This window comes from Streptomyces sp. NPDC046712 (assembly GCF_040645695.1).
In the GTDB taxonomy this organism is placed as follows: Bacteria; Actinomycetota; Actinomycetes; order Streptomycetales; family Streptomycetaceae; genus Streptomyces.
In genome coordinates, this window is sequence record NZ_JBEYYW010000032.1 from 1 (window position 1) to 20,384 (window position 20,384).

17 protein-coding genes are annotated in these 20,384 nt (G+C 71.5%); 9 read left to right on the forward strand and 8 right to left on the reverse strand.

Annotated elements, in window-relative coordinates; all coding sequences use genetic code 11:
* Positions 1-139: 139 nt before the first annotated feature.
* The 5 genes from ABZ939_RS31345 to ABZ939_RS31365 are packed head-to-tail and all read right to left on the reverse strand — an operon-like array spanning position 140 to position 5,571.
* On the reverse strand, positions 140-1,450 hold the full coding sequence (locus tag ABZ939_RS31345) for a DUF58 domain-containing protein (RefSeq protein WP_361862667.1): 1,311 nt from the start codon (positions 1,448-1,450) through the stop codon (positions 140-142).
* Between the two features lie 12 nt (positions 1,451-1,462).
* A complete protein-coding gene (locus ABZ939_RS31350) occupies positions 1,463-2,446 on the reverse strand; it encodes a MoxR family ATPase (RefSeq protein WP_361862670.1) in 984 nt (327 codons plus the stop codon).
* Positions 2,443-3,654 (reverse strand): DUF4350 domain-containing protein, encoded by a 1,212-nt coding sequence (locus ABZ939_RS31355; protein ID WP_361862673.1) that lies wholly within the window; start codon positions 3,652-3,654, stop codon positions 2,443-2,445. Before ABZ939_RS31355 ends, ABZ939_RS31350 begins: the two co-directional genes overlap by 4 nt.
* Positions 3,651-4,340, reverse strand: a complete 690-nt coding sequence (locus tag ABZ939_RS31360; RefSeq protein ID WP_361862676.1) for a DUF4129 domain-containing protein — start codon at positions 4,338-4,340, stop codon at positions 3,651-3,653. Before ABZ939_RS31360 ends, ABZ939_RS31355 begins: the two co-directional genes overlap by 4 nt.
* A gap of 4 nt (positions 4,341-4,344) precedes the next feature.
* Positions 4,345-5,571 carry a hypothetical protein gene (locus ABZ939_RS31365; protein WP_361862678.1) on the reverse strand — a complete coding sequence of 409 codons (1,227 nt, stop codon included), beginning with the start codon at positions 5,569-5,571 and terminating at the stop codon, positions 4,345-4,347.
* 319 nt (positions 5,572-5,890) lie between these two features.
* On the opposite strand from ABZ939_RS31365, the gene mtrA reads away from it, so the two are divergent.
* From mtrA to ABZ939_RS31395, 6 genes are all read left to right on the forward strand, one after another.
* Positions 5,891-6,568 carry a two-component system response regulator MtrA gene (gene mtrA, locus ABZ939_RS31370; RefSeq protein ID WP_009333493.1) on the forward strand — a complete coding sequence of 226 codons (678 nt, stop codon included), beginning with the start codon at positions 5,891-5,893 and terminating at the stop codon, positions 6,566-6,568.
* Position 6,569: 1 nt separating this feature from the next.
* A complete protein-coding gene (mtrB, locus tag ABZ939_RS31375) occupies positions 6,570-8,591 on the forward strand; it encodes an MtrAB system histidine kinase MtrB (protein ID WP_361862681.1) in 2,022 nt (673 codons plus the stop codon).
* 85 nt (positions 8,592-8,676) lie between these two features.
* Positions 8,677-10,449, forward strand: coding sequence for an LpqB family beta-propeller domain-containing protein (locus tag ABZ939_RS31380; RefSeq protein WP_361862847.1), 1,773 nt, complete (start codon positions 8,677-8,679; stop codon positions 10,447-10,449).
* Positions 10,450-10,587: 138 nt separating this feature from the next.
* Positions 10,588-11,358 carry a ComF family protein gene (locus tag ABZ939_RS31385; protein WP_361862683.1) on the forward strand — a complete coding sequence of 257 codons (771 nt, stop codon included), beginning with the start codon at positions 10,588-10,590 and terminating at the stop codon, positions 11,356-11,358.
* A gap of 279 nt (positions 11,359-11,637) precedes the next feature.
* Positions 11,638-12,369: a ribosome-associated translation inhibitor RaiA gene (raiA, locus tag ABZ939_RS31390; RefSeq protein ID WP_361862686.1), complete on the forward strand. Its 732-nt coding sequence runs from the start codon at positions 11,638-11,640 to the stop codon at positions 12,367-12,369.
* A gap of 218 nt (positions 12,370-12,587) precedes the next feature.
* Positions 12,588-13,343, forward strand: coding sequence for a response regulator transcription factor (locus tag ABZ939_RS31395; protein WP_361862689.1), 756 nt, complete (start codon positions 12,588-12,590; stop codon positions 13,341-13,343).
* Here the strand turns inward: ABZ939_RS31395 and ABZ939_RS31400 are convergent.
* On the reverse strand, positions 13,336-14,499 hold the full coding sequence (locus tag ABZ939_RS31400; protein WP_361862692.1) for a crosslink repair DNA glycosylase YcaQ family protein: 1,164 nt from the start codon (positions 14,497-14,499) through the stop codon (positions 13,336-13,338). The genes ABZ939_RS31395 and ABZ939_RS31400 overlap by 8 nt on opposite strands.
* Before the next feature lie 51 nt (positions 14,500-14,550).
* Positions 14,551-15,123 (reverse strand): GNAT family N-acetyltransferase, encoded by a 573-nt coding sequence (locus ABZ939_RS31405; RefSeq protein ID WP_361862695.1) that lies wholly within the window; start codon positions 15,121-15,123, stop codon positions 14,551-14,553.
* A 238-nt stretch (positions 15,124-15,361) separates the two neighbouring features.
* On the opposite strand from ABZ939_RS31405, the gene secA reads away from it, so the two are divergent.
* Positions 15,362-18,172, forward strand: coding sequence for a preprotein translocase subunit SecA (gene secA, locus ABZ939_RS31410; RefSeq protein WP_361862698.1), 2,811 nt, complete (start codon positions 15,362-15,364; stop codon positions 18,170-18,172).
* Between the two features lie 53 nt (positions 18,173-18,225).
* Here secA and ABZ939_RS31415 read toward each other — a convergent pair whose 3' ends face one another.
* Positions 18,226-18,855 carry an Rv3235 family protein gene (locus tag ABZ939_RS31415; protein ID WP_361862700.1) on the reverse strand — a complete coding sequence of 210 codons (630 nt, stop codon included), beginning with the start codon at positions 18,853-18,855 and terminating at the stop codon, positions 18,226-18,228.
* A gap of 276 nt (positions 18,856-19,131) precedes the next feature.
* On the opposite strand from ABZ939_RS31415, the gene ABZ939_RS31420 reads away from it, so the two are divergent.
* Positions 19,132-19,638: a hypothetical protein gene (locus ABZ939_RS31420; RefSeq protein WP_361862703.1), complete on the forward strand. Its 507-nt coding sequence runs from the start codon at positions 19,132-19,134 to the stop codon at positions 19,636-19,638.
* A gap of 40 nt (positions 19,639-19,678) precedes the next feature.
* Entirely contained in the window at positions 19,679-20,347 is a 669-nt protein-coding gene (locus ABZ939_RS31425; protein ID WP_361862705.1) for an HAD family hydrolase, read from the forward strand.
* Positions 20,348-20,384: the final 37 nt, after the last annotated feature.

Consider the following 20,384-nt stretch of genomic DNA (forward strand, 5'->3'; position numbering starts at 1 on the left):
GCAGGGGGGACCCTGTGGGAGAGTAGGACGCCGCCGAACAATCATTGTGGGAAAGCCCCGCACCTTATGGTGCGGGGCTTTTCTGCGTTCTGGATCAGGTACGAACTGTGGGCTCCCTGCCGGGAGCCCACAGGCAGTTTCAGAGGCGGCCGGCCGCCTTGAGTGCGAGGTAGGCGTCCGCCAGTGCGGGCGCGAGATTGTCGGGGGTGGCGTCCACGACCGTGACGCCTTGGCGGCGGAGTTGCTCCGCCGTGCGGTGGCGCTGGGCCTGGGCCTGGGTCGCGGCGGCGGCCTCGTAGACGCCGTCGATCGTGCCGCGGCTCGCCGCCATTTGGGCCGTGTGCGGATCGGCGACGGATGCCACGAGGACCGTGTGGCGCTGGGTGAGTTGAGGGAGGACCGGGAGGAGGCCCTCCTCGATCGGAGCCGCGTCGAGGCTCGTGAGCAGGACGAGGAGCGAGCGGCGCGGGGCCCGGGCCAGTGCGGTGGCGGCCAGGGAGCGCGCGTCCGTCTCCACGAGCTCGGGCTCGATCGGGGCCAGGGCGTTCACCACCGCAGGTAGGACGTCGGCGGCCGAGCGGCCCTGGACCTGGGCGCGTAGGCGGCGGTCGTAGGCCAGGAGGTCGACACGGTCGCCGGCGCGGGAGGCGAGGGCGGTGAGGAGCAGAGCGGCGTCCATCGCGGCGTCGAGGCGCGGGACGTCTCCGACGCGGCCCGCGGACGTACGGCCCGTGTCGAGCACGATGAGGATGTGGCGGTCGCGCTCCGGGCGCCAGGTGCGGACGGCGACGGTGGTCTGGCGGGCCGTGGCACGCCAGTCGATGGAGCGGGTGTCGTCGCCGGGCACGTACTCGCGGAGACTGTCGAATTCTGTGCCCTCACCGCGGGTGAGGACGCTGGTGCGGCCGTCGAGTTCGCGGAGGCGGGCCAGTCGTGAGGGGAGGTGCTTGCGGCTGGTGAACGGTGGCAGCACGCGGACCGTCCACGGCACGTTGTGGTTGCCCTGTCGGGCGGCCAGGCCGAGGGGGCCGTAGGAGCGGACGGTGACCCGCTCCGCGTGGCGGTCGCCGCGGCGTGTGGGGCGCAGGGCGGTGGTGATCCTGCGGCGTTCGCCGGCGGGGACCGTGAGCTTGTGCCGGGAGGCGGCCTGGTCGGCGCCCGGGAGCCAGCTGCTCGGCGGCCAGGCGTCGCGGAGCTGGGCGCGCAGACGGCGCCGGGAGGTATTGGTGACCGTGAGCTGCACGTCCGCCCCGTCACCCAGTCGAACTGTTGTGTCACCACTTCGGGTGAACTGCAGCGTTCGCACTGGCGCGGCCATCGCGTAGTCGCACAGAATTGCGAGTGAGAGGGGCGCGTTCACCGCGAGCATCCCCGTCCAACTGGGGGCGAGGATGCCTACGGGGAGCGATCCGAGGGCGGCGAGCAGTGCGGTTCGTCCGGTGAGGGCCATGGGGCGCCGTTCTCAGCGGGGGACGGGGACGTGGGCGAGGATCGAGTTGATGACGGAGTCGGCGGTGACTCCTTCCATCTCGGCCTCGGGCCGCAGCTGGATGCGGTGACGCAGGGTGGGCAGGGCCAAGGCCTTCACATCGTCCGGGGTGACATAGTCCCGGCCGGTGAGCCAGGCCCAGGCCCGGGAGGTGGAGAGCAGGGCGGTCGCACCTCGGGGGGAGACACCGAGGGTGAGTGAGGGGGATTCACGCGTGGCACGGCAGATATCGACGACGTAGCCGGCGATCTCGGGGGAGATCGACGTCTTGGCGACGGCGGCGCGGGCGGCCTCGAGTTCGGCGGGGCCGGCGACCGGACGGACTCCGGCGGCCTGGAGGTCGCGGGGGTCGAAGCCGTTCGCGTGCCGGGTCAGGACGTTGATCTCGTCCTCGCGGGAGGGCAGCGGGACGGTCAGCTTCAGCAGGAAGCGGTCGAGCTGGGCCTCGGGGAGGGGGTAGGTGCCCTCGTACTCGACCGGGTTCTGGGTCGCGGCGACCAGGAACGGGTCGGGCAGCGGGCGGGGGGTGCCGTCGACGGTGACCTGGCGCTCCTCCATCGCCTCCAGGAGCGAGGACTGGGTCTTGGGAGGCGTGCGGTTGATCTCGTCGGCGAGCAGCAGGTTGGTGAAGACGGGACCGGGCTGGAAGGAGAACTCCGCGGTACGGGCGTCGTAGACCAGTGAACCGGTGACGTCGCTCGGCATCAGGTCGGGGGTGAACTGGACGCGCTTGGTGTCGAGTTCGAGGGTGGCGGCGAGCGCACGGACGAGCAGCGTCTTGGCGACGCCGGGGACTCCTTCGAGGAGGACGTGGCCCCGGCAGAGCAGGGCGACGACGAGTCCGGTGACGGCGGGGTCCTGGCCGACCACCGCCTTCGCGATCTCGGTGCGCAGGGCCTCCAGGGAGGCGCGGGCGCTGTCCGAGTTCGTAGCGGTCTCGGGGGTCGGGGCGCTCATGAGGTGCGTACCTCTCTTTCGAGGGCGTCGAGTTGGTCTGCCAGGCGGATCAGGGCGGCGTCGTCGGCGGGAGCCGGGCCGAAGAGCAGGTCCCGGGGGGCTGCGGCGGTCTCGGGGAGTCGGGCCGAGAGCGCGGGGAGCAGGGCCTCGGGGGAGTGGGCGTCCTGGGTGGCGACGCCGAGGAGGGGGGCGATGCGGGTACGGGTCGCGCTGCGCAGTACGGCAGCCGCGCGGTCGCGGGCGTTCCCCTTGCGGTAGAGGCGGGCGCGGCCCTCGGTGGCCTCGGAGGCCCGGATGGCGACCGGGAGACGTTCGGTCACGAGAGGGCCGAGGCGCCGGGCTCGCCAGATGGCGGCGAGGACGGCGGCGAGGGCGAGTTGGAGGGTGCCCCACAGCCAGCCCGAGGGGACGAGCGAGAGGAAGCTGTCGGCGGCGCTGTCGGGGGATTCGCCCTCGGGGTCGTTCTCGGCGACGGAAGTGTCGGAGAGGGAGGGGAGGTACCAGACCAGATGGGTGCGGGAGCCGAGGAGTTGCAGGGCGAGGGAGGCGTTGCCCTGCTTGTCGAGACGCTCGTTGTAGAGGATGTCGGCGGAGCCGAGGAGCACGGTGTCGCCGCCGCCGGAGGCCCGGACCCTGACCAGGGTGGGCAGCCCGTCGCCGAGGTAGCAGGTGTCGGCCGTGTCGGCACCGGTGACGTACCGCTCGCCGCCGATGTCGACGCTGCCGGCGCGGACGGCGGCCGGAAGGGAACAGCCGGGCTGACGGGCCGTCACCGAAGTGCTGGTGCCGGAGGTGATTCCGGGGGCCAGGGCGTCGAGGGAGGGACTGCCCGCGCCGACGAGGACGGTGCGGCCGTGAGAAGCCGTCATGGCCCTGTGCAGCTCGGACTGCTGGCGCTCCGTCAGGAGGTCCGGGGTGGTGACCAGGAGCGTGCTGTCGGCTCCGGTGGCGGCGGCGGCCTCGTCGAGGGTGGTGACCACCCGGACGGTGACACCCTGGGCCTTGAGGAGCTCGGCGACGGCCCGGCTGCCGTTGGGGTCGGCGGAGCGGGGGTCGAGGCGGCCGTGGTGGTCGGCGGAGCGCACGGTCGCCAGGACGATGCCGCCGATCAGGATCAGGCCGAGGAGGACGAGTACGCCGCGAGCCCGGCTCCAGATCTGGCGGGGGGTCAGAGAGGCCGAGGTGGCGCTGGTGCGTGTCCGGCTCATTCGGATGCCCCCGCGGGGGCGGTGTCGAGGGTGGGCCTGGTCCGCTCCAGGGACACGTCCAGCTCCTCGATGCGACGGTACGCGGACTCGTCGGCCGTGCGGCCGCCGTATGTGACGTCGTCGAAGGAACGGGCGGCGGCGCGGAGTTCGTCCGTGTGGGAGGGCAGGGAACGGCCCGCCTCGGCGGCGGCCTCGTCGGCCGTGCGGCCGGGGCGCGGGTCGAGGAGGGTGCGCTCTTCCAGGGAGCGGACGATCGCCCGCATCCGCTCCTGGACCGCCTGGTTCCAGCGGCCGGCGGAGGCGTGCTTGGCGGCTGCGGCACGGTGCTGGTCGGCCGTGCGGGGGCCGTCCTCGAACAGCGAGTCCGCTGTGGTGGGGGTCAGCTGCGGAGTGCCGAGCCGCCACCAGAGCGCGCCGACCAGGGCGAGCACGACCACGACGATCGCGAGAAGTCCGAGCAGGCCGCCGGGGGTCGCCCCCGAGGCCGAGTCGAAGAGGTCGCCGACCCACTCCCAGAAGCGGTCGAGGCCGCGTTCGAGCAGGCTGGGGTCGTTCTCGTGGTACATCGGCTTGGACAGTTCCCGCTCCGCCGCCTCCCGGGCGGGGACGCGGGGGATGTCCACCGGTACGTCGTCGGCTGCCCGGATCGGCAGCCGCGCCGTGATCGTGCCCCCCGTTGTCTGCACCCCGTCAGCTCCCGGTGGCCTGGTCGCCGGGGGCGGGGCCGTAGCCGGGGAGGCCGGCGGCTCGGGCGAGTTCGAGGTCCAGGGCCTCGCGGCGGATGCGCTGGTCCACGTAGAGGAGGACGGTCACGCCGGCCGAGATCGGGTAGGTGATCGCGTTGGTGATGACACCGCCGATGCCGGTGATGATCAGGAACGACCAGCCGAACTCGGGGGTGGAGCCGGAGATCAGGCCGCTGAAGCCCTCGCCGTCGACAGTGATCGCGATGATCGCGAACGGGATCGCGATGATCATCGCGACGAGGAAGAGCAGCAGCTGCGTCAGCAGCGTGATGCCGAAGATGCGCCACCAGGAGCCCTGGACGAGCTTGGCCGAGCGCTTCATCGACTGGATGATCCCCTGTCGCTCCAGCATCAGGGCCGGCGAGGACAGGCTGAAGCGGACCATCAGCCAGACGACCACGACCAGGCCGGCCAGAGCGCCGAGGACGACGAGCGCGCCGCCGGTGGCGTCACCGAGGAGGATCCCGGGCAGCATGGCGACGAACACGATGGCCGCGCTCATCGCCGGCAGCAGCAGGGTCAGCCCCAGCAGGTGGGGCAGGCGGGGCCGGGCCTCCTGCCAGGCGGCACCGATCGAGACCGGGCGGCCGAGGACCGCGCGGCTGACGACCACGGTGAGGAGCGCGGCGCTCACCAGGGTGGCCATCAGAAGGATCAGGATCGCGGGGATCGAGGCGATCAGTGTCGTCTGCAGGGACTCGCCGAGCTGCGCCACGGCCTCGTCCGGGGAAGCGTCCGGGTTGAGCTCCGGCGGGGTCGGGGCCAGGAAGCGCTGGACGAGGATGTCGGCGACCTGCGAGATCACCGCGACGGTGACCGTGATTGTCAGGACCGTGCGCCAGTAGGTGCGCATTGTCGACACGGCGCCGTCGAGGATCTCGCCCATGCCCAGGGGGCGCAACGGGATCACACCGGGCTTGGCGGCCGGCGGCTTGCCCCAGTTTCCCTGCTGTGGCGGACCGCCCCAGCCCTGGCCGGGCCGAGGCGCGGGGGCCTGGCCGGGGACAGGGGCCGTCGGCGTGGACCACTGTCCGGCGGGGGGCTGGTCCTTGGACCACTGAGGGGCGGAGCCGTTCGCGTCACCGGGCGTCGCGGGCCGGGGAACCCCGGAGCCGTCCTGGCCGTCGGAGGGAGCAGATCCGGGCGAAGTCCAGCCCGGAGTGTCGTTCACGGTCGTCCACCTCGAGGAAGGGTCGCGGGGCCGGCTCGGCGAGCCGGCACGGTCTCAGGGGCCGATCGCCTGTACGGGCGGCGGGCCGTGAGCCATCGTGCCACGAGGGGCCCGCCGGTGGGCGGGGGCCGCCATCTCCATTCTCGCCTTCATTGTGGGCGCTCCAGGGGGCAGACTGGGCGGATGCCTGATCAGTGCGCACAAACCGCAGCGGCGGCGGGCAGAGCAGGGACGAGTTCCCCGGATCACGACCGGGGCTGTGGAGGGGCTGTGTGGCAGGTCACGGCAGGTAACGATTGGCTAATGGGATGATGTCGATATGAAGGGACGCGTTCTTGTCGTCGACGACGACACCGCACTGGCCGAGATGCTCGGGATTGTGCTGCGGGGTGAAGGGTTCGAGCCGTCGTTCGTAGCGGACGGCGACAAGGCGCTCGCCGCATTCCGTGAGGCCAAGCCGGACCTGGTGTTGCTGGACCTCATGCTGCCCGGAAGGGACGGCATCGAGGTGTGCCGGCTCATCAGGGCCGAGTCCGGTGTACCCATCGTCATGCTGACGGCCAAGAGCGACACCGTCGACGTGGTGGTGGGGCTCGAGTCCGGGGCCGACGACTACATCGTCAAGCCGTTCAAGCCGAAGGAGCTCGTCGCCCGTATCCGGGCGCGGCTGCGGAGGTCGGAGGAGCCCGCGCCGGAGCAGCTCGCCATCGGCGATCTGGTCATCGACGTGGCCGGTCACTCGGTGAAGCGGGACGGGCAGTCCATCGCCCTGACCCCGCTCGAGTTCGACCTGCTCGTCGCGCTGGCCCGTAAGCCGTGGCAGGTGTTCACCCGTGAGGTCCTGCTCGAGCAGGTCTGGGGCTACCGGCACGCGGCCGACACCCGGCTGGTGAACGTGCATGTCCAGCGGCTGCGCTCGAAGGTCGAGAAGGATCCGGAGCGCCCGGAGATCGTGGTGACTGTCCGCGGTGTCGGCTACAAGGCGGGGCCGAGCTGACATGAGCGTAGGCAGTACTGCTCCGAAGCCCGGGGAGCCGGGAGTCCGGTCGGGGCGGACTGCCGGACCGAGGCGGGGGGGCTCGCGATTCGGCCGTCTGCTCCGTGGCGGATTGCTGCTCCAGGACGGAGCACCGGGTGGACCGGTGCTCCGGCTCTTCGCCCGCTGGGTGCGCCGTCCGTTGCTGCCCGCCGTGCGGTTGTGGCGGCGCAACATCCAGCTGCGGGTCGTGGCGGGCACCCTGCTGATGTCACTCGGTGTCGTGCTGCTGCTCGGCCTGGTCGTCATAGGCCAGGTCCGCAACGGTCTGCGTGACGCCAAGGAGCAGGCCGCCCAGAGTCAGGCCGCCGGCGGCTTCTCGGCCGCCCAGGACAAGGCGGCGACGACCCCGTACGTGCCAGGTGGGCAGGACGGCGGCCGTGCCGGCGCCTCGCTGACCTGGCGCTCCACGCTGGTCGAACAGCTCGCCAGTGGCGGCCAGAGCGCGTTCAACGTGGTCGCGCTGTCCCTGGAGGACTCCGACGGACCCGCCAGCCGGGGCGCCCGCGCCTCCGGCGAGGTCGACCCGGCCACGAGCATCCCCGCCGATCTGCGGGGCTACGTGGCCCAGGGCGCGGGCACCTTCCAGACGTACACCCGGATCCACTACACCAACGGCAAGGACTCCGAGGCCGGGCTCGTGGTCGGCAAGCGGCTCAACGACGCCGAGGGCACCCAGTACGAGCTGTACTACCTCTTCCCGCTGACGCACGAGGAGGACTCCCTCGCCCTGGTGAAGGGCACGCTGGCGACCGCCGGACTGTTCGTGGTCGTGCTGCTCGGGGCCATCGCCTGGCTGGTGGTCCGCCAGGTCGTCACGCCCGTGCGGATGGCGGCGGGGATCGCCGAGCGGCTCTCGGCGGGCCGCCTCCAGGAGCGGATGAAGGTCACCGGCGAGGACGACATCGCCCGGCTCGGTGAGGCCTTCAACAAGATGGCGCAGAACCTTCAGCTGAAGATCCAGCAGCTGGAGGAGCTCTCGCGGATGCAGCGGCGGTTCGTCTCGGACGTGTCGCACGAGCTGCGTACGCCGCTGACGACGGTGCGGATGGCGGCAGACGTCATCCATGAGGCGCGTGTCGACTTCGACCCGGTCACCGCCCGCTCCGCGGAGCTGCTGGGCGACCAGCTCGACCGCTTCGAGTCGCTCCTCGCCGATCTGCTGGAGATCAGCCGTTTCGACGCGGGGGCCGCGGCCCTGGAGGCCGAGCCGATAGACCTGCGCCAGGTCGTCCGGCGGGTGATAGGCGGCGCGGAGCCGCTCGCCGAGCGCAAGGGCGGCCGGATCGTCGTCGTCGGCGACGAGCAGCCGGTCGTGGCCGAGGCGGACGCCCGCCGGGTCGAGCGGGTGCTGCGCAATCTCGTCGTCAACGCCGTGGAGCACGGCGAGGGCAAGGACGTGATCGTCAAGCTGGCCGCCGCGGGCGGCGCCGTCGCGGTCGCCGTACGGGACTACGGCGTGGGGCTCAAGCCGGGCGAGGCGACCCGGGTCTTCAACCGGTTCTGGCGGGCGGACCCGGCACGCGCGCGTACCACCGGTGGGACGGGCCTGGGCCTGTCGATCGCGGTGGAGGACGCGCGGCTGCACGGCGGCTGGCTCCAGGCGTGGGGCGAGCCCGGTGGCGGTTCGCAGTTCCGGCTCACGCTGCCGCGGACGGCGGACGAGCCGTTGCGCGGATCCCCGATCCCGCTGGAGCCCGAGGACTCACGGCGTAACCGTGAGCAGGCGGCGGCCGAGGTGGCCGCCGGGCACGGGCCGCAGAGTGGGCCTCGGCGGGTGACCCTGCCGGTGCAGCCCGTGGGCGACCGGCCGGCTCTGCCCGTACCGCCGCGGCTGCCTACGGTGCCGCGGGCCACGGTGGATCCGACGGCCCTGCCGGGCAGTGGTGCGCGGGTGGTCGCGCGGTCGACGGCGGAGTCCGCCAGCGGTGAGGCGATGGCGTCGGCGAACGCCGAGGGGGAGGACGGAACAGGTGAGCGCTGACTCCCGAGGCCGGCGGTTGCCCGGCGGCGTGCGGACAGGTGTGCTGTTCGCCTGCGGTGGGCTGCTGGTGACCGGTTGCGCGACGATGCCCGACAGCGGGGACGTACGGAGCGTGAAGGCGTCCAACCCGGGCGACTCGCAGGTCCGTGTCTATGCCGTGCAGCCGCGGGAGAACGCGGAGCCCGACGAGATCGTCGACGGCTTCCTGGAGGCCATGACCAGCGACGACCCCGGTTTCGCCACGGCCAGGAAGTATCTGACGAAGGAAGCCGCGCGCACCTGGAAGCCCGCGCAGAGCATCACGGTGCTGACCACGGCGCCGGACCGTGAGCAGGCCGACCGGCTCGCGGACCCGGAGAGCCAGGGACGGTCGTATCCGATCCGCGGCCGGCAGATCGCCACGGTGGACGCCCGGCACGCGTACCAGCCGATGAGCCCTGCCGAGTACAAGGACTTCATCCACGTGGTGCAGCAGCCCGCCGCGGACGGCAAGGGCAAGGAGTGGCGCATCGACCACCTGCCGCCGGGTCTGGTGCTCAGCGAGGCCGACTTCCAGCGCAACTACCGCTCCGTCAACAAGTACTACTTCGCCTCGGGGCAGGAGTGGGTCGTCGCGGACCCGGTGTACATCCGGCAGCGGCAGGACCCGGTGACCCGGATGGATCCGGTGACCCAGACCGTCAAGGCGCTGCTCGAGGGCCCGACGAACTGGCTGAAGCCGGCCGTCGATTCACGCTTCCCCTCCGGTACGGAGCTGAAGGAGGGCGTCACTTCGCTGGCGACGGACGACCAGTCCACGCTGAAGGTGCCGCTCAACGCCAAGGCCGACCGGGTGGGCGGGGAGGTGTGCCGGCGGATGGCGGCTCAGTTGCTGTTCACGCTCGGCGATCTGACGTCCGTACGGGTCGAGCAGGTGGAGCTGCAGCGAGGTTCCGACGGCGGGCGGCTGTGCGTGCTGTCCAAGGAGCAGGCGCAGGACTTCGCCCCGGTGCACGACTCGGGGCGGGCGGAGAACCCGTTCTTCCTCGACGAGCACGGCCTGTTGAAGACGCTGCCGGTCGGCGGCAAGGAGGACACGGAGGCGGACTCGACGCTGGGGCCGTTCGGCAAGGGCGAGATGCCGCTGCGGTCGGTCGCCGTGGACCGTGAGGAGAGCCGGGCGGCCGGGGTCGGCAAGGACGGGCGGGAGCTGCGCGTGGCGTCGATCCTGTCCGACGACGAGCTGCCTCCCGCGCTGGTGTCGAGCGGTGCGGCGCGGCTGGAGGACCGGTTGTCCGCGCCGAGCTGGGACGGCCGGGGCGATCTGTGGGTGGCGGACCGCGACCCTGTGAAGCCGCGTCTGTGGGTGGTTCCGGGCGGTGACGGGGAGCCCGTCGAGGTACGGGCCCCCTGGCTCGCGGACGGTGCCCGGGTCGAGTCGCTGCGGGTCTCCGCGGACGGTGTGCGGATCGCGCTGCTGCTCAAGGAGAAGGACGGCCGCACCACCCTGAAGATCGGCCGGGTGGAGCGGGACGGCGGCGGGACGCAGCACACCGTGTCGGTGGCGGATCTGCAGCCTGTGGCGCCGCGGATGGAGGCCGTCACCGCCGTGTCCTGGGCCGGTCCGAGCAGGCTGGTCGTGGTCGGCAAGGAGGCGGGCGGGGTCCAGCAGGTCCGCTACGTCCAGACGGACGGCGCGACCTCGACGGCCTCGGTGCTGCCGGGCCTGAACGGCGTGACGGCGGTCGCCGCGCCGAACGACGAGCGCGCTCCGGTGGTCGCCGACTCGGGCAACGACGGCATCGTGCGTCTGATGCCGGGCGCGAACTGGCAGCGCATGGTCAAGGTCGCGGGCTCCGCGCCGGTCTATCCGGGATAGCCGCCGAGATCCGGCCGGTCACCCTGCCGGTCATCCGGCCGGTCACCCGGTCGGCCTCCCGCTCTGCTCGTGATCGGCCCTGCCGCCCCGTTGTCCACAGGGGTGGCCGGACCGGACCGGCAGGAGGACAGTGGAGCCATGCGGGGGTGGTGGCGTGAGATCGCCGGACTGGTGCTGCCGGTCGCCTGCGGAGGCTGCGGCAGGGCCCGTACGGAGCTGTGCGCGCGGTGCCGGGAGGAGCTGGCAGGCCCCGGCCCGCGCCGGGTGCGGCCCCGTCCCGAGCCGGCCGGACTGCCGGTCGTCCATGCGTCGGCGCCCTATGCCGACGCCGTGCGGGCCGTGCTCCTCGCCCACAAGGAGCGTGGCGCGCTTTCGCTCGCCGGGCCCCTGGGGTCCGCGCTCGCAGGCGCCGTGGAGGCTGCTGCCGGGCGCTCTGGCGCATCGGGGACCGGCCCCCTTCTCCTCGTACCGGTGCCCTCGTCACGTCGCTCGGTGCGGGCACGTGGCCACGATCCGACCCGGCGCATCGCGCTGGCCGCGGCCGGCAGGCTGCGCTGTCGGGGGCGGGCCGCCCGGGTGATTCCGGTGCTGCGCCAGCGTCGTGCCGTGGCGGACCAGTCGGGGCTCGGTGCTCGTGCGCGGTTCGCGAATCTGGCCGGGGCGCTGGAGGTGGTGGCCGGAGGGGCACGGCTCATGGCGGGCGGGCAGGTGGTGCTGGTGGACGATCTGATGACCACGGGTGCCTCGTTGAGGGAGGCGGCGCGGGCACTGCGTGCCGTACACCCGCCGTTCATTCCGGGACAGCACGGAGGCACGGCGGAAAACGGCGCGACGGAAAGCGGATTCGTACAACCCGCGGCGGCGGTAGTGGCATGTTCTCCGTCGTCGTTCGAGTTAAACCGGAACTGACGGAGAACTTGCATCGTTGCAGGTGATGAGAGGTGGAAACACCCGTACGGAGGTATGTGGCGGCAGCGGGTGCCGACACCCGTCCGAACGAGCTATGTTCGGTTGTGAGGAATGGCGAATGCTACGCCTCAGCGAATGCACGGGTGCGCCTACAGGACAGGAGTTCAGGGCGAATTAACCTCGGGTCGGTGGGGTGGGGATCTTGCCGACTGGGGAGGAGGAGGTGAAAGTCGCCAAGTCCGAGGCTCCGGCATTCACCGGAGTCTGGTGCAAAGGGAGATGCTCAGCGGCACAGGAGCCGCTCCGAGCGATCCGGGAACGGAGTTCTGCGTGGACATCGTCGTCAAGGGCCGCAAGACCGAGGTGCCCGAGCGGTTCCGCAAGCACGTGGCCGAGAAGCTGAAGCTGGAGAGAATCCAGAAGCTCGACGGCAAGGTGATCAGCCTCGACGTCGAGGTGTCCAAGGAGCACAACCCGCGGCAGGCCGACAGGTCCGACCGTGTAGAGATCACCCTCCACTCCCGAGGCCCGGTGATCCGGGCGGAAGCGGCGGCAGGCGACCCGTACGCAGCGCTCGACCTCGCCAGCGACAAGCTGGACGCGCGACTGCGCAAGCAGCACGACAAGCGGTACACCCGCCGTGGCAGCGGCAGGTTGTCGGCGGCCGAGGTCGCCGATGTGGTGCCGGGCGTCGCACAGCTCAACGGAAGCGGCGAGCTGGTCGCCGAAGAGGCCGGTGGAGTGCCCACCACGATGATGGGCTCGATCGAAGTGCAGGGCGAAGGCCCGCTGGTGGTCCGCGAGAAGACCCACAGCGCCGCGCCGATGACCCTCGACCAGGCGCTCTACGAGATGGAGCTCGTCGGTCACGACTTCTATCTGTTCGTCGACTCCGACACGAAGCAGCCGAGTGTCGTCTACCGGCGACACGCGTACGACTACGGCGTCATCCATCTGGAGAGCGACCCGCTCGCCGAGGGCGGCGGCGCCGGTGGTGCCCTCGGCGGCTGACCCGCAGCCGCAGCACCACACCCACTCTGTCCGTCACGGTGCCCCTGGAGCGCCCCTTGCGCCCCCAGGGGCACCCCCGTGCGACCCCGTGGAGAGCACGGGATCACCGCGCCGTCGTCCGGGCATGAAATCATGGCGTGCACGCCAACCGGTGCTTCGAGAGCAGTGGTTGGAGGACCGAACACGAATTCAGGCCACGGCCTTCAGGGGGAGGAACGATGGCGGACAGCTTCGGGCCGGTGCACAGCGGGCGGGAGCCCGATGGCGCGGCCACCCCCGAGGGATCGGATTCGGACAGCGGGGATTCCCGCAAGGAGCCGATCCGGGTCCTCGTGGTGGACGACCATGCCCTCTTCCGTCGGGGTCTGGAGATCGTCCTCGCCCAGGAGGAGGACATCCAGGTCGTCGGCGAGGCGGGTGACGGGGCGGAGGCCGTCGACAAGGCCGCCGACCTGCTTCCCGACATCGTGCTGATGGATGTCCGGATGCCCAAGCGCGGCGGTATCGAGGCCTGCACCTCCATCAAGGAGGTGGCCCCGAGCGCGAAGATCATCATGCTGACGATCAGCGACGAGGAGGCCGATCTCTACGACGCGATCAAGGCGGGCGCGACCGGCTATCTCCTGAAGGAGATCTCCACCGACGAGGTCGCCACGGCGATTCGCGCGGTGGCCGACGGCCAGTCGCAGATCAGCCCCTCGATGGCGTCCAAACTCCTCACCGAGTTCAAGTCGATGATCCAGCGGACGGACGAGCGCCGGCTGGTACCTGCGCCCCGGCTGACCGACCGCGAGCTGGAGGTCCTCAAGCTCGTCGCGACCGGGATGAACAACCGGGACATCGCCAAGGAGTTGTTCATCTCCGAGAACACGGTGAAGAACCACGTCCGCAACATCCTGGAGAAGCTCCAGCTGCACTCCAGGATGGAAGCGGTCGTCTACGCGATGCGGGAGAAGATCCTCGAGATCAGGTGAGGGCGGCGGTCAGCTCCGCGCCCACCGCGGGGCTGTCCGCCCGCTCGATCCGTACCGCGTCGCAGCCCACCCACTCGGCCGCCTCGCGCAGGGCCTGCGCCATCGGACCGACCGCCTTGGGGGAGTCGAGGGACACCTGCTTGGCCACCAGCGTCCGGCCCTCGCGCGCCGGGTCGACGCGGCCCAGCAGCTTCCCGCCCGCCAGCAACGGCATGGCGAAATAGCCGTGCACCCGCTTCTGCTTCGGCACGTACGCCTCCAGGCGGTGTGTGAAGCCGAAGATCCGCTCCGTGCGCGCCCGCTCCCAGATCAGCGAGTCGAAGGGCGAGAGCAGCGTCGTACGGTGCCGGCCGCGCGGCTCGCTCGCCAGCGCCGCCGGGTCGGCCCAGGCCGGCTTGGCCCAGCCCGCCACCGTCACCGGCACGAGCCCGGACGCCTCGACCACGGCGTCGAAGTGCTCGCCCTTGATCCGGTGGTAGTCGGCGATGTCCGCGCGCGTGCCCACGCCCAGCGCCTCGCCCGCCTGGCGCACCAGCCGACGCAGGCACTCGGTGTCGTCCAGGTCGTCATGGAGCAGGGTGTCCGGGATCGCCCGCTCGGCCAGGTCGTAGACCCGCTTCCAGCCGCGCCGCTCGGTGCACACCACCTCGCCGTACATCAGCGCCCGCTCCACGGCGATCTTCGACTCGGACCAGTCCCACCACTCGCCCTTGTTCTTCGCGCCGCCGAGCTCGGTCGCCGTCTGCGGGCCCTCGGCCCGCAGCTGCTTGATCACCGCGTCGTACGCGCCGTCCGGCAGGTCGTGGTACCAGTGCGGACGGTCGCGGTAGGCCCGGCGGCGGAAGGCGAAGAGCGGCCACTCCTCGACCGGCAGGATGCAGGCCGCGTGCGACCAGTACTCGAAGGCGTGCCCCTCGGTCCAGTACGCGCCCTCGACCGTCGTACGGCCCACCGCGCCCAGGCGCGCGTACGGGATCAGCTCGTGGGAGCGGGCCAGGACGGAGATCGTGTCGAGCTGTACCTGGCCCAGGTGACGCAGCACGCCCCGCACCCCCGCGCGGCGGTCCGGCGCGCCCAGGAATCCCTGGGCGCGCAGGGCGATCCGGCGGGCTTCGTCCGCGGACAGTTCGGTGGCGGGCGGCGGCACAGTGGTCATGATCCGCACCCTAGAGGGCGGCACTGACAGTCCGCCCGGGCTCTGCGGAAATCAGCCGCGGCCCGGCAGATACGGCAGCGGGGACGGCAGGTCGAGGTCCGAGGGGAGCAGGGCGGCGACCCAGCAGTCCCGGACGGTGCCCCTGGTGGTGAGGCCCGCGCGCTCGACGCCCTCCACGTGGAAACCGGCCCGCTCGGCCACCGTGCGCGAGCCCGTGTTGCCGACCTCGGCCCGCCACACCAGACGATGGCAGGAGGCCTCGGTGAAGGCCCACCGGGCCAGGGCGCCCACCGCCTCCGTCACGTAGCCCCGGCCGCGGTGCTCCTTGGCGGCCCAGAAGCCGACCTCCCGTACACCCGGACCCCTGTCGTGCAGGCCGGTCGCGGCGAGCAGCGGCCCGCCGTCCAGCGGCTCGACGGCGAAGGTGAACTCCGCGCCGTCGCGCCAGCCGTCCGGCACCAGGCGGCCGAGGAAGTACTCGGCGTCCTGACGCGTGTACGGGGAGGGCACCGTCGTCCAGCGCTGGATGTCGGGGTCCTGGCAGGCGGCGAAGACCGCCTCGACGTCCTCCGGGACGAAGGGGCGCAGTCGTAGGCGTTCCGTGGTCAGTGTCGTCGGCTCCATGACGGAATTCTGGTGATCGGGCCGACGGGAAGCGAACACTTTTCGGGCTCGGCGGCACCTTCGGTGCGTCTCATGCGTTCTCATTCCGGGCAGCGGTGACGCTCCGGCCCTTCGGGCCTCCCGGCGCGGCGGCGGTCTCGCTTACGATGGCCGTTGCGGTGGGGACCACCTGCCGTGCCCGCGCCCGAGTCCATCACACGACCCAGTGCAGGCCCGACCGGCAAGGAGACCAGCCTCAGTGTCCGTCTTCAACAAGCTCATGCGTGCAGGCGAAGGCAAGATCCTGCGCAAACTGCACCGCATCGCGGACCAGGTCAACTCCATCGAAGAGGACTTCGTCAACCTCTCCGACGCCGAGTTGCGGGGGCTCACCGAGGAGTACAAGCAGCGGTACGCCGACGGTGAGAGCCTTGACGACCTGCTCCCCGAGGCCTTCGCGACCGTCCGTGAGGCCGCCAAGCGTGTCCTCGGCCAGCGTCACTACGACGTCCAGCTGATGGGCGGCGCCGCCCTGCACCTCGGCTACGTGGCCGAGATGAAGACCGGTGAGGGCAAGACCCTCGTCGGCACGCTCCCGGCGTACCTGAACGCGCTGTCCGGCAAGGGCGTGCACCTGATCACGGTGAACGACTACCTGGCCGAGCGCGACTCCGAGATGATGGGCCGCGTCCACAAGTTCCTGGGCCTGACCGTCGGCTGCATCCTCGCCAACATGACGCCGGCCCAGCGTCGCGAGCAGTACGGCTGCGACATCACGTACGGCACGAACAACGAGTTCGGCTTCGACTACCTGCGCGACAACATGGCGTGGTCCAAGGACGAGCTCGTCCAGCGCGGCCACAACTTCGCCTGTGTCGACGAGGTCGACTCCATCCTCGTCGACGAGGCCCGTACGCCGCTGATCATCTCCGGCCCGGCCGACCAGGCCACGAAGTGGTACGGCGACTTCGCGAAGCTGGTCACCCGCCTCACCAAGGGTGAGCCCGGAAACCCGCTCAAGGGCATCGAGGAGACCGGCGACTACGAGGTCGACGAGAAGAAGCGCACCGTCGGCATCCACGAGTCGGGCGTCGCCAAGGTCGAGGACTGGCTGGGCATCGACAACCTCTACGAGTCGGTGAACACCCCGCTCGTCGGGTACCTGAACAACGCCATCAAGGCCAAGGAACTGTTCAAGAAGGACAAGGACTACGTCGTCATCGACGGCGAAGTCATGATCGTCGACGAGCACACCGGCCGTATCCTCGCCGGCCGCCGCTACAACGAGGGCATGCACCAGGCGATCGAGGCGAAGGAAGGGGTGGACATCAAGGACGAGAACCAGACCCTTGCCACGATCACCCTGCAGAACTTCTTCCGCCTCTACGACAAGCTCTCCGGCATGACCGGTACGGCCATGACCGAGGCGGCCGAGTTCCACCAGATCTACAAGCTCGGCGTCGTCCCGATCCCGACGAACAAGCCCATGGTCCGTAAGGACCAGTCGGACCTGATCTACCGGACCGAGGTCGCCAAGTTCGCCGCCGTCGTCGACGACATCGCGGAGAAGCACGAGAAGGGCCAGCCGATCCTCGTCGGTACGACGTCGGTCGAGAAGTCCGAGTACCTCTCCCAGCAGCTCTCCAAGCGCGGCATCCAGCACGAGGTGCTCAACGCCAAGCAGCACGACCGTGAGGCGACGATCGTCGCCCAGGCCGGCCGCAAGGGCGCTGTCACCGTCGCCACGAACATGGCCGGCCGAGGCACCGACATCAAGCTCGGCGGCAACCCGGACGACCTGGCGGAGGCCGAGCTGCGCCAGGCGGGCCTGGACCCGGTCGAGCACGTCGAGGAGTGGGCCGCGGCCCTCCCCGCCGCCCTGGAGCGCGCCGAGAAGGCCGTGAAGGCGGAGTTCGAGGAGGTCAAGGAGCTCGGCGGGCTGTACGTGCTGGGCACCGAGCGCCACGAGTCGCGCCGGATCGACAACCAGCTGCGCGGCCGTTCCGGCCGTCAGGGCGACCCGGGCGAGTCCCGCTTCTACCTCTCCCTCGGCGACGACCTGATGCGCCTGTTCAAGGCCCAGATGGTCGAGCGCGTCATGGCCATGGCCAACGTGCCGGACGACGTGCCGATCGAGAACAAGATGGTCACGCGCGCCATCGCCTCCGCGCAGTCCCAGGTCGAGACCCAGAACTTCGAGACGCGTAAGAACGTCCTGAAGTACGACGAGGTCCTCAACCGCCAGCGCGAGGTCATCTACGGCGAGCGCCGCCGCGTCCTGGAGGGCGAGGACCTGCACGAGCAGATCCAGCACTTCATGGACGACACGATCGACGACTACATCCGCCAGGAGACCGCCGAGGGCTTCGCGGAGGAGTGGGACCTCGACCGGCTGTGGAACGCGTTCAAGCAGCTCTACCCCGTGAAGGTCACCGTCGAGGAGCTGGAGGAGGCGGCCGGCGACCGTGCGGGCATCACCGCCGAGTTCATCGCCGAGTCCGTCAAGGACGACATCCACGAGCAGTACGACGCCCGTGAGAAGTCGCTCGGCTCGGACATCATGCGTGAGCTGGAGCGCCGCGTGGTCCTCTCCGTGCTCGACCGCAAGTGGCGCGAGCACCTCTACGAGATGGACTACCTCCAGGAGGGCATCGGCCTGCGCGCGATGGCGCAGAAGGACCCGCTGGTCGAGTACCAGCGCGAGGGCTTCGACATGTTCACCGCGATGATGGAGGGCATCAAGGAGGAGTCCGTCGGCTACCTGTTCAACCTGGAGGTCCAGGTCGAGCAGCAGGTCGAGGAGGTCCCGGTGCAGGGCGGTGCCACGTCGCTCACCAAGGAGGACGCGGTGCCGGCCGGCGCCGCGCGTCCGGAGATCCGCGCCAAGGGGCTCGACGCCCCGCAGCGGCCGGACCGGCTGCACTTCACCGCGCCGAAGGTGGACGGCGAGGGCAGCATCGTCGAGGGCGACTTCGTCAGCGACGAGGCCGCGGCGGGTGGTGACGGCCTGACGCGTGCCGAGCGGCGCAAGGCGCAGAAGAGCAGCGGCGGGCGTCGCCGCAAGAAGTAACCCCCCTGTGGGGAGGAGGGGTCGGGCACCTGGTGAGGTGGCCGGCCCCTTCGTCATGTCCGGGCGGCGCCGGACTGGACCGGCACGCGCGCGTGGAGGCCGTCCAGCTCGACGGCGGCGCAGCGCCAGCGGCGGTCGGCGCCGAGTTCGAGGCGGAAGGCCATGGCTCGTACGCCCTGGTGCGTGACGATGCTGGCGAACGCCTCCATGGCGCCGGGGCCGGGCTGGACGCGGCAGCTGCGGAGCACGGGGCGGGCGCCCTGACCCCCGAAGGGGGTCGCGGGGGCGAGCTGCACCAGCTGCTCGTACGCCTCGCCGACGGTGTGGCCCAGCATCCAGTGGACGGGGCGCCGGCCGCTCAGGACGAGCAGGAGACGCTCGGCGAAGTGGGCGTGGGTGGGAAGGACCCGAGGCGGCGCCGTACGGCCGCGGGAGGCGGTCCCGGGGCGGGTCCCCGCGGAACCGCGGGGGCCGGTGCCGGCCGGGCCGCGGGGCGCGGAGCGAGGGCGTGGGGTGCGGGGGCGGGTCGTGGCCGCGGCCAGGGGCCCGGGCATGGGCGGCGTGGCCGGGGGCAGGGGCGCGGGCGTGCGCGGCGTGGCCACGGGCAAGGGCGCGGGCATGGGCGCGGGCATGGGCGGCGTGGCCGGGGGCGTGGGCGGCGTGGTCGTGGCGGTGGTGTCCATGGGCGGTCCCCGTTCCGTCGCGCCCGATGGCCTACCGGGCGGTAACTTCTGTTGGGGATCTTGTACGGGGATGCTCGGCGCCCTCGCAAGGCGGCGTGGGCCCCCGTGCGGCCGTTCGGCAGGTTCACCTATCAGAGTGAGGAGGCGGTCCTGCGGGTCTGTCGGCGCAGGGGTGGGGGATGCCTCGGGTGGACCGGCGGGACGGCGGCCCGAGAACCCCGAAGGGGGACTCCGCACGTATCCTGAGGGCGTTTCCGACTACGAAAGCGGCCAGCCATGCGCGTGTACGTCCCCCTGACCCTCCCCGGTCTCGCACAGGCGCACAAGGCGGGCGAGCTGGGCCCCGGCCCGCTGACCGCGTACGCCGTGACCCCCGCCCTGCGCGAGTGGTACGTCTCCGACGACATCGAGGAGCTGGAGTACGCGGCGCTCAGCCGGGCCGCCTCCGCGTCCCTGCGGCTGCTCGCCGGGGACCCGTCGGCCGCACGGCGCCGGATCGTCGTCGCCGTCGATGTGCCGGACAAGGACGCGGTGGTCGACCCCGACCGCGGCCTGGACGCCGGCTCGCTGGGTGAGGTCCGGATCGCCGGAGCCGTACCGCTGGCCAAGGCGGCGGCCGTGCACGCCGACGCGGACGACGCCGAGGCGGACGTCTCGGCGGCGGCGGACGCGCTGGGCGCGGCGGACCTGGGTGACGACGACGCGCAGTTCACGGTGGACGGTGCGGAGGACCACGAGCTGCTGTGGTTCGGCGTGCAGGAGATCCCGGGGCTGCTCAGCTGACCGTCCTCGTCCTGTCGGTGGGTGCCGGTACCGTCTTCGCATGGGGAAGAACGGGAAGCCCGGGAAGCATCTGGTCTGGGACTGGAACGGCACGCTGCTCGACGACATCGAGGCGGTCATCGGGGCGACGAACGCGGCGTTCGCCGAGCTGGGTCTGGAGCCGATCACGCTCGCGCGCTACCGGGATCTGTACACGGTGCCGGTGCCGAAGTTCTACGAACGGTTGATGGGGCGGCTGCCCACGGACGCCGAGTGGGCGCTGATGGACGGCGCCTTCCACCGGCACTACTGGCAGCGGGCCGAGAGCTGCGGTCTGACGGTCGGGGCGGCGGAGCTGCTGGCGACGCGCCAGGCGTCCGGGTTCACGCAGTCGCTGCTGTCGCTGGCGCCGCACGCCGAGCTGATACCGCTGGTGCGGAGGCACGGCATCGAGGAGCGCTTCGTGCGGGTGGACGGGCGGATCGGGTCCTCGACCGAGGGGAAGTCGGCGCACATGGTGCGGCATCTGGCGGCGCTGACCGACGTCCCGGCGGAGCGGGTGGTCGTCATCGGGGACGCCGCGGACGACGCGCGGGCCGCGGCGCATGTGGGGGCGCGGGCGGTGCTGTACACCGGGGGCTCGCACAGCCGGGCGTCGCTGGAGGCCGTGGGGGTCCCGGTGGTGGACTCGCTGGCCGAGGCGGTCGCCGTCGCGGAGGAGCTGGTCTAGGACGGCGTACGGAGCCGGGTGCGGCCCGGAGGGGGCA

Excerpts from the sequence above, each read along its gene's own strand:
- ABZ939_RS31405 (WP_361862695.1), bottom strand. The coding sequence starts at position 15,123 with ATGGAGCCGACGACACTGACCACGGAACGCCTACGACTGCGCCCCTTC.
- ABZ939_RS31355 (WP_361862673.1), bottom strand. The coding sequence starts at position 3,654 with ATGAGCCGGACACGCACCAGCGCCACCTCGGCCTCTCTGACCCCCCGC.
- ABZ939_RS31345 (WP_361862667.1), bottom strand. The coding sequence starts at position 1,450 with ATGGCCCTCACCGGACGAACCGCACTGCTCGCCGCCCTCGGATCGCTC.
- ABZ939_RS31380 (WP_361862847.1), top strand. The coding sequence starts at position 8,677 with ATGCCCGACAGCGGGGACGTACGGAGCGTGAAGGCGTCCAACCCGGGC.
- ABZ939_RS31425 (WP_361862705.1), top strand. The coding sequence starts at position 19,679 with ATGGGGAAGAACGGGAAGCCCGGGAAGCATCTGGTCTGGGACTGGAAC.
- ABZ939_RS31420 (WP_361862703.1), top strand. The coding sequence starts at position 19,132 with ATGCGCGTGTACGTCCCCCTGACCCTCCCCGGTCTCGCACAGGCGCAC.
- raiA (WP_361862686.1), top strand. The coding sequence starts at position 11,638 with ATGCTCAGCGGCACAGGAGCCGCTCCGAGCGATCCGGGAACGGAGTTC.
- ABZ939_RS31400 (WP_361862692.1), bottom strand. The coding sequence starts at position 14,499 with ATGACCACTGTGCCGCCGCCCGCCACCGAACTGTCCGCGGACGAAGCC.
- ABZ939_RS31385 (WP_361862683.1), top strand. The coding sequence starts at position 10,588 with ATGCGGGGGTGGTGGCGTGAGATCGCCGGACTGGTGCTGCCGGTCGCC.
- ABZ939_RS31415 (WP_361862700.1), bottom strand. The coding sequence starts at position 18,855 with ATGGACACCACCGCCACGACCACGCCGCCCACGCCCCCGGCCACGCCG.
- ABZ939_RS31395 (WP_361862689.1), top strand. The coding sequence starts at position 12,588 with ATGGCGGACAGCTTCGGGCCGGTGCACAGCGGGCGGGAGCCCGATGGC.
- mtrA (WP_009333493.1), top strand. The coding sequence starts at position 5,891 with ATGAAGGGACGCGTTCTTGTCGTCGACGACGACACCGCACTGGCCGAG.
- mtrB (WP_361862681.1), top strand. The coding sequence starts at position 6,570 with ATGAGCGTAGGCAGTACTGCTCCGAAGCCCGGGGAGCCGGGAGTCCGG.
- ABZ939_RS31350 (WP_361862670.1), bottom strand. The coding sequence starts at position 2,446 with ATGAGCGCCCCGACCCCCGAGACCGCTACGAACTCGGACAGCGCCCGC.